Origin of the sequence: Luteibacter sp. UNCMF331Sha3.1 (assembly GCF_900109915.1) — a bacterium.
In the GTDB taxonomy this organism is placed as follows: domain Bacteria; phylum Pseudomonadota; class Gammaproteobacteria; order Xanthomonadales; family Rhodanobacteraceae; genus Luteibacter.
The window spans coordinates 537,227-552,767 of record NZ_FOBU01000002.1; the positions used below are offsets into that span (position 1 = coordinate 537,227).

Consider the following 15,541-nt stretch of genomic DNA (forward strand, 5'->3'; position numbering starts at 1 on the left):
ATGGTTAGCTAACCGTTGGTGTATGACGCCCCCTGAGCCCTGGCACCGGGCCTCCTAGGCTGGCCCGGCTCCCCCCTCGTCATTGCCGAGGAAACGATCAGGAAGCTCACTACGGATCGAAGCACGTTATGTGCCATGCGCCGTGGTGGCTCGCCCTGTTAAGCAGGCGGGGCTGATTTTGCATACCTGTGGCGGATAGACAATACATGTCGTCCCCGTATTGCAGATCGCGTCACGATAGGGATGCCGCGTGTGACCTTCAGCGTCACTATGTGACGAGAATGGGCATGCCTTTTCGTGTCAATTCAAGGCGATGCGCGGCACGAGCGCGCGCTGTCGGTCGGCCGCCCGGCTTGCACACCCGCCCCACGCCCCGTACCGTGCCCGCCAGATCACCCAAGGGAGCTCCACCGATGAAACCCCTCTTCGCCGCGTTGGCCCTCGCGCTCGCGTCCGGCCCCGCGCTGGCCGCCGATGCCGACAGCGCCTCGTCGCATCCGTTCTCCATCCGCGATCTGGTCATGATGGACCGCGTGGGCGATCCGCAGCTGTCGCCCGATGGCCGTTACGCGCTGTTCTCGGTGCGTGCCACGGATTACACGGCGAACAAGGGCGTCACGTCGCTCTACGTGCTGGATCTCAACAAGCCGCCTCAGCCGGTCAAGGTGGTCGACAAGGGTTCGTCCGCGCGCTGGGCGCCGGATGGTAAGTCCATCTACTACACGGCACCGAAGGACGGCACCGCGCAGGTCTGGCATCGCGCGTTCGATGCCGATGCGAGCGGCAAGGGCCTTTCCCTCACGGTGCGCACGGGCGAGGCGGTGACCGACGGCCCGCTCGACGTCAATGCGTTCAAGCTGTCGCCGGATGGTTCGAAGCTGTTGCTGAGCTACGACGTCTTCACCGACTGCGCCGACCTGGCGTGCACCAAGGAGCGTCTCGACGGGCGCGAAAAGGACAAGGCGTCTGGCGTCGTGTACGACAAGCTCTTCGTGCGCCACTGGGACACGTGGTCCGACGGCCGTCGCTCGCAGCTCTACATCGCCGATGCCGGCAGCGCGTCGCAGCCCGTGCTGCTGAGCCGTGGTATCGACGGCGACGTGCCGAGCAAGCCGTTCGGCGGCGACGACGAGTTCTCGTTCTCGCCCGATGGCCAGACCGTGTTCTTCGATGCCCGCATCGCCGGCAAGACGGAGCCCTGGTCGACCAACTTCGACATCTTCAGCGTGCCGGCCGACGGCTCGGCCACGCCGAAGAACCTCACCGCCGCCAATCCCGCATGGGATGCGAACCCGCTCGTGTCGCCCGACGGCAAGACGCTGTTCTACACCGCCATGAAGGAGCCGGGTTCGGAAGCCGATCGTTTCGGCATCATGGCGATGGATCTCGCCAGCGGTGCCACCCGCGAGATCGATCCGTCGTGGGATCGCTCGGCGGGCGCGCTGCAGGTGTCGGCCGATGGCAAGACGCTCTACACGACCACCGACGACAACGGCCAGCATCCGCTCTTCGCCATCGATGTGGCCACGGGCAAGGCGACGATGCTGGTGACCGACGGTTCCGTTGGCGCCTTCTCGGCAGGCGCGTCGAAGTTCCTGCTCACGCGCGACGACCTGAAGCGCCCGGCCGATCTCTACACGGCGGACCTCAAGGGCAAGGGCCTGAAGCAGATCACGCACTACAACGCGAAGCGCCTCAAGGGCGCGCAGATGGGCGACTTCGAGTTCTTCACCTTCAAGGGCTGGAACAACGAGACGGTGCAGGGCTACGTCGTGAAGCCGGTCGGGTTCAAGCGCGGCAAGACCTATCCGGTCGCCTTCATCATCCACGGCGGCCCGCAGGGCGCGATGACGAACAGCTGGAGCTACCGCTGGAACGCGCAGACCTACGCGGGCCAGGGCTTCGCGGTCGTCACGGTCAACTTCCACGGTTCCACCGGCTACGGCCAGGCGTTCACCGATTCCATCTCGGGCGACTGGGGCGGCAAACCGCTCGACGACCTGAAGGCGGGCTGGAGCAGCGCGCTGTCGAAGTACGCGTTCCTCGACGGTGACCGCGCCTGCGCGCTCGGCGCGAGCTACGGTGGCTTCATGGTGTACTGGATGGCGGGCAACTGGAACCAGCCGTGGAAGTGCTTCGTCGACCACGACGGTGTCTTCGACGCGCGCGCCATGTACTACGAAACCGAAGAGCTCTGGTTCGAAGAGAAGGAAAACGGCGGCACGCAGTACGACCACCCGGAAAATTACGAGCGGTTCAATCCGGTCAACCACGTCAAGGACTGGCGCGTGCCGATGCTCGTCATCCATGGTGGCAAGGACTTCCGCATCCCGGATACGCAGGGCCTCGGTGCGTTCACGGCGCTGCAGCGTCGCGACATCCCGAGCCAGTTCCTGCACTTCCCGGACGAAAACCACTGGGTGCTGAAGCCGCAGAACAGCGTGCAATGGCACGAAACGGTAAACGCCTGGCTGAAGGAATGGACGGCGCCGAAGGCTAAGTAACAGTGAAGCGAAATGGCCGCCACGTGCGGCCATTTCCTTGCCTGGCGATGATGCAGGTATGTCTGCACGAGGCCGGTACCGGTAACGCATCGCCATCGTCGGAACAGGCCGACGTCATCGGCGGCGTACCGACGCGGCCAGCGCCGCCAGCGGTGGCGGAAACGGCGTGACCTCGCCCTGCACATCCGCCATGGGATGGGGTGCGTGGTTTCGGGGTCGGGCGATGCGGCAGCGTATCGGTCTGGGTAGCGTCGGGCCGATCAGCATCTGCTCTCCGGCACGGAGGGCGACGAGATCGCGGGTGGCGAGCTCCGCCTCGGGGTTGCCATGCGCTTTCGCGCACTGCGCTATCGCACCGGCGTCGCGACTGGCCTGCCGGGTGCTGTCCGGGGCGTGCAGGGCCACGAGGTCGAAGCGTCGTGCGAGGTCGTGTGCCTTGCGGTCGTAAGCGAGCAGCAGGTTCTCGAGGTTGCGCACGGTCGCGATGCAACGGATCCCCGACGCCGCCGTGAGGCTGGGCAGCGCGGGAAACAGGTCCAGCGCATGGACGGCCAGCGTCGCTCCGGCATGATCGCGGGCGGAGGCCACCCATTGCATGACGACGGCTTCGATCAGCGGCGTCGCCTGTTTTCGCCGCGCGTAAGGCACGTGCAGATAGGTGCTGCCGGTACCCGTCGCGAACGCGCGGAGGCCGCGCGTTCCGGTGTCGCATGCCTCGTGTTCGAGGAGCTCGAGCGGCTCCTTCAGACGGCGAAGCACGCGCGTCAGGGAGACATCGTCGAGCCTCGTGCAGGCAGCTAGCACGTTGGCGTACACGGAGCGCACGCCGTCCGCGGCGGCCACCGTGCACAGGCGCTCGCGGAACGTGCGCGTGTCGTCCGAATCGATGGCGAGACGCCACAGGTCGCCGGGCGCGGGTGGCGCGACGGTATTCGTGTGGCGCAGCACGTCGTCCACGGCACCGGTCAGTGCGATGAAGAGGTTTCGCACGTGCGTGGCGATGGCGCGTTCCGTCTCGCCGCGTCCGGGATACCAGAGCGCCGCGAGTTCGGTGATGCGGTCCCGCCGGAGACGCTCGGGGGTCCACGCGTAGGCGAGGGGATTCCATGGATGGTCGCCGCCGAAGGGCGACAGCCGTCGTACGGGTTCTGTGCGCCACCCCGCGGTGGACGCGTGCATCGCGCCGTCCATGTCGATGACGAGCAAGGGTCCACGGGCATCGCGCAGCAGGCCTCGCAGGACCTCGTGCGCAGCGGGGTAGTCGCCCGATGCGATGAGCAGCGAATGGTCCCTGGGTAACGCCAGGCGCCGTAGCCCGCGCCGCGAGAGCATCGGCTGGCTGGTGTCGCGCCATGCACGGTCGCGCAGATCGCGCGGTGTGCCGATACGCGAGCGAGGGGTGACGGACGGAGCGATCGCGCATGCGCCCAGGCCTCCGAGGCCTGCTCCGGGGCGCCACTTGCAGGGCTTCATGCCTGTTCCTGTGGATGTCCAAGGGGCGGATGATGCCACTATGGGTTGGCGATGTCGTTCTGTGTCCGCTCAATCAACGAGTTGCATCGATTGCGACGCACAACATGTGATTGGCAACGATGAGGAATTTCGCGGTCTGGATGCTTGTGTGGGAGCGCGCTCGCGCGCGAATGGGTGCTCGCGGCAAGCACCCATTCGCGCGCGAGCGCGCTCCCACACAAGATCGGGCAGCCGGCCAGCCCGGACGATGGGCAGGGGGTTGATCGGTTCAGGCGGTGATGCGGTTCAGAACCATCGATTGCGCTTCAGCGCGATGAAGATGCCGCCGACGATGCAGGCGACCAGACATGTGATGGCAGGGTAGGCCCACGGTTTGTCGAGCTCCGGCATGTGCGCGAAGTTCATGCCATACCAGCTCGTGATGAGCGTCGGCGCGGCGAGCATCGCGGCCCAGCCGGCGAGCTTCTTCATCACTTCGTTCTGGCCGAAGGTCACCAGCGCAAGGTTCACGCTGATCGCCGCGCCGAGCATTTCGCGCATGGCGGAAATGGATTCGTTGACGCGGAACACGTGGTCGTAGATGTCGCGGAAATACGCGCGCAGTTCTTCGTGGATGAGGTGCGGATGCAGGCGGGTGAGCTGCGCGACGATGTCCTGCAGCGGGGCGACGGCGAGCCGCAGCGTCATCAGCTCGCGCTGCATGTCGTACAGCCGCTTGATGGTCTGTCGGTTGTACGTCTCGGCGAAGATGTCGTTTTCCAGTTCGTGCAGTTCCTGCCGGAAGTCGCGCACGATCGGCAGGAAGTTGTCCACGACGAAGTCGAGCACCGCATAGAGCGCGTAACTCGGGCCCATGGCCAGCAGCTCGGGGGTCTGCTCGCAGCTGCGCCGGGCCGGCGCGTAGGACAGCGAGGCGCCGTGACGCACCGTCACGAAATAGCGCTGTCCGAGGAAGATCTGGGTTTCGCCGAAGGCGATGTTGCCGCCGACGAGCTGCGCGGTCTGCGCCACGATGAACAGGGAATCGCCATAGGCTTCGATCTTGGTGCGCTGATGCGCGTGCTGCGCGTCCTCGATCGCGAGATCGTGCAGGTTGAATTCCTCCTGCAGTTTGAGCAGCAGCGCCTCGTCCGGCTCATGGAGTCCGACCCAGACGAAGGTATCGGGCTCTTTCAGCACGTCGCTGATGGCGTCGATGCTGACGTCGCCGATGCGGCAGCCATCGGTCCGGTAGGCCACGCAGTTGACGACCATGCCGCCGGAGGCGACCGGCGCGGGAGCGGAATCGGGGAGGATCGAAACGGATGTCATGGCGGGCATGATGCCGTCGCCCATGTGACGCGGCAATCGCTTGGGTGGGAGCCAGCCTGCTGGCGATGGGCCTTTCCGCGAGCACCCTTCGCCAGCAGGCTGGCTCCCACCCATGGCCTCCATGCGTCGCGCGTACCGGCTCTGCGCTTCGAAAGTTGCAGCGGAAGCCATCACATCTCCTTATGCCTCCTATATCCACGAACGATTTCAGGTATCGGGACCACTGGTCGAGAATGGCCGCTCGATTGATGGTGTGAAATAAAACTATCAAAGTGATTCATTGCGTCTATTGATGCCACAGGAATAGCGATGGCCAAGTCGAGCAGCCAGAAGTTCATCGCCCGCAATCGCGCGCCGCGGGTCCAGATCGAGTACGACGTCGAGCTATACGGCGCCCAGAAGAAGGTGAGCATTCCCTTCGTGATGGGTGTGATGGCCGATCTTTCGGGCGCGAGCGCCGTGGATCTGCCCCCGGTGGAAGAGCGCAAGGCGCTCGAGATCGACGCGGACAATTTCAACGACCGGCTCGAATCGACGAAGCCGTCCGTCGCCATAAGCGTGCCGAATACGTTGACGGGCGAGGGCAGCCTCAACGTCGCCCTGAGCTTCAGCCACATGGACGATTTCTCGCCGTCGGCCATCGCGCGCCATGTCGAGCCCCTGGCGAAGCTGCTCGAGGCCCGCACGCAGCTGGCGAACCTCGGTACCTATCTCGATGGCAAGGCCGGCGCGGAGAAGCTCATCGCGCAGGCGTTGCAGGACCCGGCGCTGCTGGCGGCGCTGGCCGCGACGCGCGCTCCCACCGATACGCAGGAGGGCTGACCATGGCCACGACACAGACCCAGTCCCCGGACGCGGCCGTCGCCACCGTCGAGGGCAACGATTTCGCGGCCCTGCTGACCAAGGAATTCCGTCCCAAGAGCGAGCGTGCCCGTGAAGAGGTCGAATCGGCCGTGCGCACGCTGGCCGAGCAGGTGCTCGATCGCGCCGACGTGGTGTCCGACGACGTCGCGCAGACGATCAACGCCTACATCGCCGAGATCGACCGCAAGCTCAGCGAGCAGATCAACCTCATCCTGCACCATCCGGAGTTCCAGAAGCTGGAAGGCGCGTGGCGCGGTCTGCACCACCTGGTGACCAACACCGAGTCGGACACGCAGCTGAAGATCCGCGTGATGAACCTGTCGAAGAACGAACTCGGCCGCACGCTGAAGCGCTACAAGGGCACGGCGTGGGACCAGAGCCCGATCTTCAAGAAGGTCTACGAGGAAGAATACGGCCAGCTCGGCGGCGAGCCGTACGGCTGTCTGATCGGCGACTACTTCTTCGATCACAGCCCGCAGGACGTCGAGCTGTTGCGCGGCATGGCGCAGGTCGCCGCCGCCTCGCACGCGCCGTTCATCGCGGCGGCCGCGCCGGGCCTGCTCGGCATGGACGGCTGGGGCGAACTCGCCAACCCGCGCGACCTGGCCAAGATCTTCACCACGCCGGATTACGCCGGCTGGCGATCGCTGCGCGACAGCGAGGACGCGAAGTACGTCGCGCTCACGATGCCGCGCACGCTGGCCCGCCTGCCGTATGGTGCGAAGACCGACCCGGTCGAGGATTTCGACTTCGAGGAAGACACCGCCGGCGCCGATTCGTCGAAATACACCTGGCAGAACGCGGCGTACGCGATGGGCGTGAACATCAACCGCTCGTTCAAGCAGTACGGCTGGTGCACGCGCATCCGTGGCGTGGAGTCCGGCGGCATCGTCGACAACCTGCCGGCGCATGTCTTCCCGAGCGACGATGGCGGCGTGGACATGAAGTGCCCGACCGAGATCGCGATCACGGATCGTCGTTCGGCCGAGCTCGACAAGATGGGCCTCATGCCCGTCGTGCATCGCAAGAATTCCGACATGGCGGCATTCATCGGTGCCCAGTCGCTCGCGCGCCCGGAGGAATACGACGACGCGGACGCCACGGCGAACGCGGCGCTCAGCGCCCGCCTGCCGTACATGTTCGCCTGCTCGCGCTTCGCCCACTACCTGAAGTGCATCGTGCGGGACAAGATCGGCTCGTTCAGCACGCGGGAGCAGATGGAGAACTGGCTCACGGGCTGGGTGCTCAACTACGTCGATGGCGACCCGGTCAACTCCAGCGAGGAAACCAAGGCGCGCAAGCCGCTGGCTGCCGCGCAGGTCGTGGTGGAAGAGGTCGAGGGCAACCCCGGTTACTACACCTCCAAGTTCTACCTGAAACCGCATTACCAGCTCGAAGGCCTCACGGTGTCGCTGCGCCTGGTCGCACGCCTGCCCTCGGGCAAGGCCGCCTGATTCCCTTCTGAATGACACCCCGCGCGTCCGGCTGCCACCGGACGCGACGGGCATCCTTTGCCACCCGTTCAACGAGGAAAGCGTTCATGGCTTACGACATGCATATCAAGTTCGGCTCCGGTCAGGTCGCGATCGAAGGGGCCTCCAATCATGCCAAGCACAAGGGTCAGGTGCCGATCCTCGCCTGGGCGTGGGGCGCCAGTAACTCGGGCAACCTGCACACCGGTGCCGGCTACGCCTCCGGCGGCAAGGCCAACGTCCAGGACATCACGATCACGAAGTACGTCGACTCGTGCTCCAACGCGTTGCTCAATGCCTGCTGCACCGGCGCCCGCGTGAACGACGCCACCCTGTACGTCACCAACGCCACCGGCGAGCAGACGGACTTCCTCACGATCGAGCTCAGCGAGGGCGTGATGGTGACGTCGGTCTCCACCGGCGGCAGTGGCGGCGACGAGCGTCTGACGGAAAACATCACGCTCCACTTCGGCAAGTTCAAGTACGCGTTCCAGCCCCAGGACGACAAGGGCAAGCCGAACGGCGGCACCAAGGACTTCACGTACGACATGCAGCAGGTGAAGGGCCAGGCCTGAGTCGCCCATGGCCGGCCTCGCCACCCAGGAACGCCTGCAGCCGTCGCTGCTCGACCGCCTCCGCGACGACGAACCCCACGTCGCGGAGGAGGGACGCGACAAACGCACCATGACGGCCGCGCGCCTGCGCGACTACGTGGTACGCGACCTGGGCTGGCTGTTCAACACCACGCGCCCCACGATGCGTGACGACCCACCGGGGATGCTGCACGTCGCGAGTTCGACGCTCGGCTATGGCATCCCCGACCTCACGGGCGCGGTGATCGCGGGCATGGATATCGACGTGCTCGCGCAGCGCATCCGCGCGGCGATCGTCGCGTTCGAGCCGCGACTGGACCCGGCCACGTTGCAGGTCGACGTCACGACGGACACCTCGCGCATGGACCGCCTCACCCTGTCGTTCCGCATCGTCTCCACGATGTGGGCGCAGCCGATGCCCCTGAACCTGTACCTGAAGACCGACGTCGACCTGGAAACCGCGCGTTTCAGCGTCTTCGAAGGCCTCGGCTAGAGCCATGGATCCCAGACTGCTTCGCTATTACAACCAGGAACTCCAGCACGTCCGCGAGTCGGGCGCGGAGTTCGCTCGCGCGTATCCGAAGATCGCGGGCCGCCTGGGGATGGAAGGCATCGAGTGCGCGGACCCCTACGTCGAGCGCCTGCTCGAAGGCTTCGCGTTCCTGACCGCGCGCGTGCAGATGAAGCTGGACGCCCAGCATCCGGTGTTCACGCAACACCTGCTGCGCATGGTCTATCCGCACTACCTCGCGCCGGTGCCGTCGATGACGGTCGTGGAGCTGACGCCCGACGAAGCGTCCAGCCTTCCCGTCGACGGGCACCTCGTGCCGCGTGGCACCGCATTGCGTAGCCAGATCGGTTTCGGCGAACGGACGCCGTGCGAATACCGGACGGCGCACGCGGTGACGCTGCTGCCGTTGGCGCTACGCGAAGCACGCTATCTGCCCGGCCCCGCCGCCATCGCCGCGGCGGGACTCGCCGTGCCCGCCGGACTCGCGCCGCGCGCCGCGCTCCGCCTGCGCTTCGCGCTGGAGGCCGGCACGCGGCTGGACGCGCTGACGTTCGACGAATTGCCACTGTTCTTCGCGGGCACCGGCGACCTGCCGGGCCTCCTGCACGAGCAGGTACTCGGGAATGGCCTCGGGTTCTCCGTGGTCGTCGACGGCGAGGCGCGTTTCGTCGAGCAGGCGCGTATCGAACCGCGTGGATTCGGCGACGACGAGGCATTGCTGCCGCCCTCGGATCGCTCGTTCAGCGGCTATCGTCTTCTGCAGGAATACTTCGCGTGCCCGCAGCGTTTCCAGTTCGCGGCCTTCACGGGCCTGCGGCGCGTGCTCGCGCAGTCGTCCGCGGCGTCGTTCGACATCGTGGTCTGGCTGGACCGCAGCGTCGCGCGTCTCGACGGCGCGGTGGATGCCTCGTTCCTGCGCCTGTTCTGCACCCCGGCGATCAACCTCTTTCCGCGTCGCGCCGACCGCATCCACCTCCGCGACGGTGCCACCGAATACCACGTGCTGGCCGACCGCTCCCGACCACTGGATTTCGAGGTCTACGACATCGCGGACGTGCAGGGCTTCGGCGACAGCCAGGAGCCCGAGCAGACATTTCATCCGTTCTATGGCGGTACGTCACGGACGTGGCGCGACCCGGCCGGTGCGTTCTATGCGATCCGCCGCGAGCCGCGCATCCTCTCGACGCGGCAGCGTCGCGACGGGCCGCGCTCCAGCTATGGCGGTAGCGAAGTCTTCCTCTCGCTGGTCGACGGGCGCGAAGCACCGTACGCGGGCAGCCTGCGCCAGGTGGGCATGCGGCTGCTCTGCAGCAACCGCGACCTGCCGTTGCACATGCCCGTCGGCAAGGGGCGCACGGACTTCGAGATCGACACCGATGCGCCCGTGCGCGCCATCCGTTGCCTTGCCGGACCGACGCGGCCGCGCGCCGCCATGGCCGAAGGGCAGGCGGCGTGGAAGCTGATCAGTCACCTGCAGCTGAACTATCTCTCGCTGCTGGAGCACGAGGACGGCGCGGTCGCGCTGCGCGACATGCTGCTGCTCTACGTCGACGAACACGACGCCGCGTCGCGACGGCTCGTCGAAGGCGTGCGCGACGTGCGCTCGGCGCCCATCGTGCGCCGGCTGCCGATCCCCGGGCCCGCGACGTACGGGCGCGGACTCGAGATCCGCGTCACCTGCGAAGACCGCGCCTTCGAAGGCTCGGGCGCGTTCGTCTTCGGTTCGGTGATGCAGCACTTCTTCGCACGGTACGTCTCGCTGAATTCGTTCACCGAGACGGTCCTGCATACCCTGGAACGCAACGAGGTGGCACGGTGGACGGCTCGCTCCGGCACGCGCCCGATCCTGTAGCGCTGTTCGACGCGCTGCGTGCCGACCCGGGTTCGTTCGACTGGTTCGGCGCGTTGCGGCGCATCGAATGCGTGCACGTGACGCATCCGCGTCTCGGGCGGTCCTTGCGACCGGCCGACGATCCGGTGCGCTTGGCGCACACGCCGTCGCTCGACTTCGCGCCGCGCGCCATCGACCGCGTGGACCTGGAGACGGGGCCGGCACCGCGCCTCCACAGCCTGATGCTCGGACTCTGGGGCCCTAACGGCGCACTACCGTCGCACCTCACCGAGTACACGCTCGAGCGCGAGCGCGTCGCACGCGATCGCACGTTCACCGCGTTCGCGGACGTGTTCCACCACCGCGCGCTCAGCCTTTTCTACCGCGCATGGGCGGAGGCGCAGCCCACGGCCCAGGGGGACCGGCCCGACGACGACGCGTTCGCGCGGTACACCGGCGCGCTCGCGGGCATCGACGGCGAGGCGCTGGCTGGACGCGACGCGCTGCCGGACCGGTTCCGTCGCTACATGGCAGGGCGGCTCGTCGCGCAGGTACGCAGCGCCGAAGGGCTTACCGCGTTCCTCGCCGCGTTCTTCGACGTGCGCGTCGCGGTCGATGAATTCGCGGTGGGCTGGATGGCACTGCCGGACGATGGCCGCCTCCGTCTCGGTCGATCGATGGCCGGCCTCGGCGACACGGCGGTGCTCGGCGCCGCGGTGCGCGATGCGCAGCACCGCTTCCGGATCCGGCTGGGCCCCATGGCCATGGCCGACTACCGGCGTTTCCTTCCCGGTGGCGACGCGCTCGCCGAGCTCGACGCCGCCGTCCGCTTCTACGTCGGCGACCCGCTGGCGTGGGACGTCCAGCCCGTGCTGGCGCGCGACGACGTTCCCCTGCCTCTCCTGGGGCGAGGGGCGCGGATGGGCCTTTCGACGTGGATCGGCCACTTCCGCCGGCCGTCCGACGCGGACGATCTCGTCCTTGGACCAGACACCTTCCATGCGGCGCCCTCGCGGCCTGCCGCTCCAACGCATCGTTCGAGGATCGCATCGTGACCGACATCAGCCGAACCGCGCTTTTCGGAAAACTCAACGCCATCGCCTACAAGGCGATCGAAAGCGCCACGGTCGCTTGCCGCCTGCGCGGCCACCGCGACGTGGAACTCGCGCATTGGCTGCACCAGGTCCTGCAGCTGCCGGACTCGGACCTCCACCGGATCGTGCGCCACGCCGGCATCGATCCGTCCCGCCTCGCCCGCGACATGACGGACGCGCTCGAGCGGCTTCCCGGTGGCGCGACGCAGGTCAGCGACCTGTCCGCCGATATCGAGGAAGCGGTGGAACGTGCGTGGGTCCACGCCACACTCACCTTCGGCGAGGCGCAGGTGCGTACGGGCTACCTCGTTGCCGGCATCCTGCAGACGCGGCGACTGCGCCACGTGCTGACGACGATCTCCGCCGAGTTCGGACGTCTGCGGGCGGAGGGTTTCGCGGAGGCGCTGCCCGGGATCATCGCGGGTTCGCCGGAAGACCGGCTTGCCGCCAACGACGGGTTCCGCATGGCGACGGCCGCGCGTGGCGCGGACGGCGACACCGCGCCCGCGGCGCTAGGCGGACGCGAGGGCCTGCAACGCTACACGGTCGACCTGACGGCGCAGGCCCGTGCGGGTGCCATGGATCCGGTGGTCGGCCGCGACGACGAGATCCGCCAGGTGGTCGACGTGCTCATGCGCCGTCGCCAGAACAATCCGATGCTCGTCGGCGAGGCGGGCGTCGGCAAGACGGCCGTGGTCGAAGGTTTCGCGCAGCGCATCGTGGCCGGCGACGTGCCGCCCGCGTTACGCGACGTGGAGTTGCGCGTGCTCGACGTGGGGCTGTTGCAGGCCGGTGCGAGCATGAAGGGCGAATTCGAGAACCGGCTGCGGCAGGTCGTCGACGAGGTCCAGGCATCCGAGCGTCCGATCGTCCTGTTCATCGACGAGGCCCATACGCTCGTCGGCGCGGGCGGCGCGGCGGGGACCGGCGACGCGGCCAACCTGCTGAAGCCTGCGTTAGCCCGCGGTACGTTGCGCACGATCGGCGCGACGACCTGGGCCGAGTACAAGAAACACATCGAGAAGGATCCTGCCCTCACGCGTCGTTTTCAGACGGTGCAGGTCGACGAGCCGGACGAGGCGCGCGGCGTGCTGATGCTTCGCACGGTCGCCGGCGTGATGGAGACGCATCACGGCGTGCAGGTGCTCGACGAGGCGATCCACGCGGCGGTGAAGCTGTCGCATCGTTACATACCGGCCCGGCAGCTGCCCGACAAGGCGGTGAGCCTGCTGGATACGGCATGCGCGCGGGTCGCGATCAGCCAGCACGCGGTCCCGCCCGCCGTCGACGATTCGCGCAAGCGCATCCAGGCGCTGGAGACCGAAGAGGGCATCGTCGCGCGCGAGAAAGCCGTGGGCATCGATGTCGCCGAACGCGAAGCCGAGCTCGGCACGCGCCTCGCCGCCGAGCGCGCGCGCCTGTCCGATCTCGAAGCCGGCTGGGTCGAAGAAAAGTCGCTCGTCGACGCGGTCCTCGCCCTCAGGGCCCGGCTGCGCGACGAGGCGACGGGCGACGCCGCCGATCGCGACCTGCTTCTGTCCGAACTGCGTGTGCGGCAGGCGGAACTCGCCGAACGCCAGGGCGAGTCGCCGCTCATCCTCCCGACCGTCGATCACCAGGCCGTGGCGGCCGTGCTCGCCGACTGGACGGGCATTCCCGTTGGCCGGATGCTGCGCAGCGAGCTCGACACGGTGATGAATCTCGCGGCTCTCATGGGCCAGCGCGTCATCGGCCAGGACCACGCGATGGACGCCATCGCGCGGCGCATCCAGACCTCGCGCGCCGGCCTCGACAATCCGGACAAGCCCATCGGCGTCTTCCTGCTCGCGGGCACGTCGGGCGTCGGCAAGACCGAAACGGCGCTGGCGCTCGCCGAGGCGCTGTACGGTGGGGAGCAGAACCTCATCACGATCAACATGAGCGAGTTCCAGGAGGCGCACACGGTGTCGACGCTCAAGGGCGCGCCGCCGGGGTACGTCGGCTACGGCGAGGGTGGCGTGCTGACCGAGGCGGTGCGCCGCAAGCCGTATTCGGTGGTGCTGCTCGACGAGGTCGAGAAGGCGCACCCCGACGTGCACGAGATCTTCTTCCAGGTCTTCGACAAGGGTGTGATGGAGGACGGCGAAGGGCGGAGCATCGACTTCCGTAACACGCTCATCATCCTCACCAGCAATGCCGGTACCGACGCCATCGCGCGCCTCTGCGCGGACAGGACCCGCATGCCGGACACGGACACGATGCAGAAGGCGCTGCGCACGCCGCTGCTCGACGTGTTCCCTCCCGCACTGCTGGGCAGGCTCGTGGCCATCCCGTACTACCCGTTGAGCGACGACATGCTCGCGCGCATCGTCCGCCTCCAGCTGGGCCGGATCAAGCGCCGCGTCGAGTCGCGCTACCGCGTGCCGTTCGATGTCGACGATGCCGTCGTCGACCTGATCGTGTCGCGCTGCACGGAGAGCGAGTCGGGTGGGCGGATGATCGACGCGATCCTGACGAATACCTTGCTGCCCGACATCAGTCGCGAACTGCTCGGTCACACCATCGCCGGTGCCGTGGTCAGCCATATCGGCGTCGACGTGGCCGACGGGCAGTTCGCCTACCGCATTTCCGCCGGAGCCTGAGGAGTCGCCATGGCCACCGAACTCACGTTGCAGCTAGCCACTCGCGCCTACGCCGCGTTCCTCGTCGCGTTCCGGAACGTCGACACGACCGAGGTCCGCGATCACGATGTGACCGTCGCCTACCAGGACGAGAGCGGCGCGACACACCGCTATTTCTACAAGGTTCCCAACTTCCGGCTCGTGGGTTACAGCGTGCGCGGCGGCGCGCGCGTGAACCTCACGGGATACAACTATGGCGATGGCGAGCTGAAGGAGGCCGCCGCGACCCGGGCCGACTTCGAGGGAGCCCTGCAGTCGGGCGGCGGTGGTGGCACGACCATGACGCCGTCACTGGCGCGGGTCATCGCCCTCACCTCGGAAGCGGCGCGTTCTCGCGTCGTCGAGAAACAGATGATCGCGATGCTCGGCGGCGGCACCGTCGACCTCACACGGCTGCGCCGCCTCTTCAACGACTACGGGCACGTCGCGGTGTTCTGCCGATACCGGCTGGGCGAGGACTCGTACTCGCCGACGTGGCGTGCCATCGACAAGAGCGACTACCAGCGCTTCTACACGCGCATGGAATACACCGGCGATCGCGCCGCGTCCCTCGCCAACGTCACCACACTCTGACCGGACCGACCATGGCCAAGGGCAATCACGTATTCAACGACTTCGACGGCTGTCTCCTGTCCGCCTTCGCGGACTTCCTGGAACAGGCCGGTGGTGGCGAGCACCTCCGCGCCCTCGGCGGCAGCGGTGGATCCGAGGCGGCGGCGAGGGACTTCATGAGCTCGCGCTACACCACGTCGTGGCCGCTGCTGGTGGAGATCCGCAGCCGCCCGCAGGTCAAGGACATCCATTGGATCCAGGACGACGCGGTGGTGGGCGCGAGCGACGAGAACTCGCAGGCGTTCGGTGCGGCGTCGCGTGCCTTCCGGGATGCCGTGGTCGCATGGGCGTGGGACGCGCCCGGCACCAATCCGATGGAAGCCTGGCGGCATCTCGTCAACGCGGGCGTCGACAAGACCGCATGGGATCGCTTCGTCGCAGGCAGTTCGATCGCCCAGGCGCCGAAATCCAGCGAGGGACGGGCGGCGCGGTGCATCGAACTGGAGAAGTTCATCCGGGGCGAGCTGACGAAGCTCGCCGCGCGCTGGCTCATGGCCCTGCGCGCCGACCTCAAGGCCAGCGTCGATTACAAGAAGGATGCGCAGAGCTGGCAGAAGACGCTCAGCAACGGTATCGGGCGGGACTGGTTTCCCCCGGCGAGCGGGGCGAAGTAACC

At 67.2% G+C, this 15,541-nt stretch carries 12 protein-coding genes; 10 read left to right on the top strand and 2 right to left on the bottom strand.

Annotated elements, in window-relative coordinates; all coding sequences use genetic code 11:
- Window positions 1–413: 413 nt before the first annotated feature.
- Window positions 414–2,504: a S9 family peptidase gene (locus BMX32_RS10755; RefSeq protein ID WP_089978570.1), complete on the top strand. Its 2,091-nt coding sequence runs from the start codon at window positions 414–416 to the stop codon at window positions 2,502–2,504.
- 114 nt (window positions 2,505–2,618) lie between these two features.
- On the opposite strand, the gene BMX32_RS10760 is transcribed toward BMX32_RS10755, so the two are convergent.
- Window positions 2,619–3,977 (bottom strand): type IV secretory system conjugative DNA transfer family protein, encoded by a 1,359-nt coding sequence (locus tag BMX32_RS10760; protein WP_089978575.1) that lies wholly within the window; start codon window positions 3,975–3,977, stop codon window positions 2,619–2,621.
- 285 nt (window positions 3,978–4,262) lie between these two features.
- Complete coding sequence (locus BMX32_RS10765; protein ID WP_029213970.1) at window positions 4,263–5,288, bottom strand: magnesium and cobalt transport protein CorA; 1,026 nt, start codon at window positions 5,286–5,288, stop codon at window positions 4,263–4,265.
- Window positions 5,289–5,597: 309 nt separating this feature from the next.
- Between BMX32_RS10765 and tssB the strand changes: the two genes are divergently transcribed.
- The 9 genes from tssB (at window position 5,598) to BMX32_RS10810 (ending at window position 15,539) form a co-directional block, all read left to right on the top strand.
- Window positions 5,598–6,110: a type VI secretion system contractile sheath small subunit gene (gene tssB / locus BMX32_RS10770; RefSeq protein WP_029213971.1), complete on the top strand. Its 513-nt coding sequence runs from the start codon at window positions 5,598–5,600 to the stop codon at window positions 6,108–6,110.
- A 2-nt stretch (window positions 6,111–6,112) separates the two neighbouring features.
- Window positions 6,113–7,606, top strand: a complete 1,494-nt coding sequence (tssC, locus tag BMX32_RS10775) for a type VI secretion system contractile sheath large subunit (protein WP_089978579.1) — start codon at window positions 6,113–6,115, stop codon at window positions 7,604–7,606.
- 86 nt (window positions 7,607–7,692) lie between these two features.
- Window positions 7,693–8,199 carry an Hcp family type VI secretion system effector gene (locus tag BMX32_RS10780; protein WP_029213973.1) on the top strand — a complete coding sequence of 169 codons (507 nt, stop codon included), beginning with the start codon at window positions 7,693–7,695 and terminating at the stop codon, window positions 8,197–8,199.
- Between the two features lie 7 nt (window positions 8,200–8,206).
- The gene (tssE, locus tag BMX32_RS10785) at window positions 8,207–8,710 is read left to right on the top strand and encodes a type VI secretion system baseplate subunit TssE (protein ID WP_089978583.1); all 504 of its coding nucleotides are present in this window, start codon (window positions 8,207–8,209) and stop codon (window positions 8,708–8,710) included.
- 4 nt (window positions 8,711–8,714) lie between these two features.
- Window positions 8,715–10,580 carry a type VI secretion system baseplate subunit TssF gene (gene tssF / locus BMX32_RS10790; RefSeq protein WP_089978587.1) on the top strand — a complete coding sequence of 622 codons (1,866 nt, stop codon included), beginning with the start codon at window positions 8,715–8,717 and terminating at the stop codon, window positions 10,578–10,580.
- Window positions 10,544–11,614 carry a type VI secretion system baseplate subunit TssG gene (tssG, locus tag BMX32_RS10795; protein ID WP_089978590.1) on the top strand — a complete coding sequence of 357 codons (1,071 nt, stop codon included), beginning with the start codon at window positions 10,544–10,546 and terminating at the stop codon, window positions 11,612–11,614. Before tssF ends, tssG begins: the two co-directional genes overlap by 37 nt.
- Complete coding sequence (tssH, locus tag BMX32_RS10800) at window positions 11,611–14,274, top strand: type VI secretion system ATPase TssH (RefSeq protein ID WP_089978593.1); 2,664 nt, start codon at window positions 11,611–11,613, stop codon at window positions 14,272–14,274. Before tssG ends, tssH begins: the two co-directional genes overlap by 4 nt.
- Window positions 14,275–14,283: 9 nt before the next feature.
- Window positions 14,284–14,886, top strand: a complete 603-nt coding sequence (locus BMX32_RS10805; protein ID WP_089978597.1) for a ribosome-inactivating family protein — start codon at window positions 14,284–14,286, stop codon at window positions 14,884–14,886.
- An 11-nt stretch (window positions 14,887–14,897) separates the two neighbouring features.
- Complete coding sequence (locus BMX32_RS10810) at window positions 14,898–15,539, top strand: hypothetical protein (protein WP_089978600.1); 642 nt, start codon at window positions 14,898–14,900, stop codon at window positions 15,537–15,539.
- Window positions 15,540–15,541: the final 2 nt, after the last annotated feature.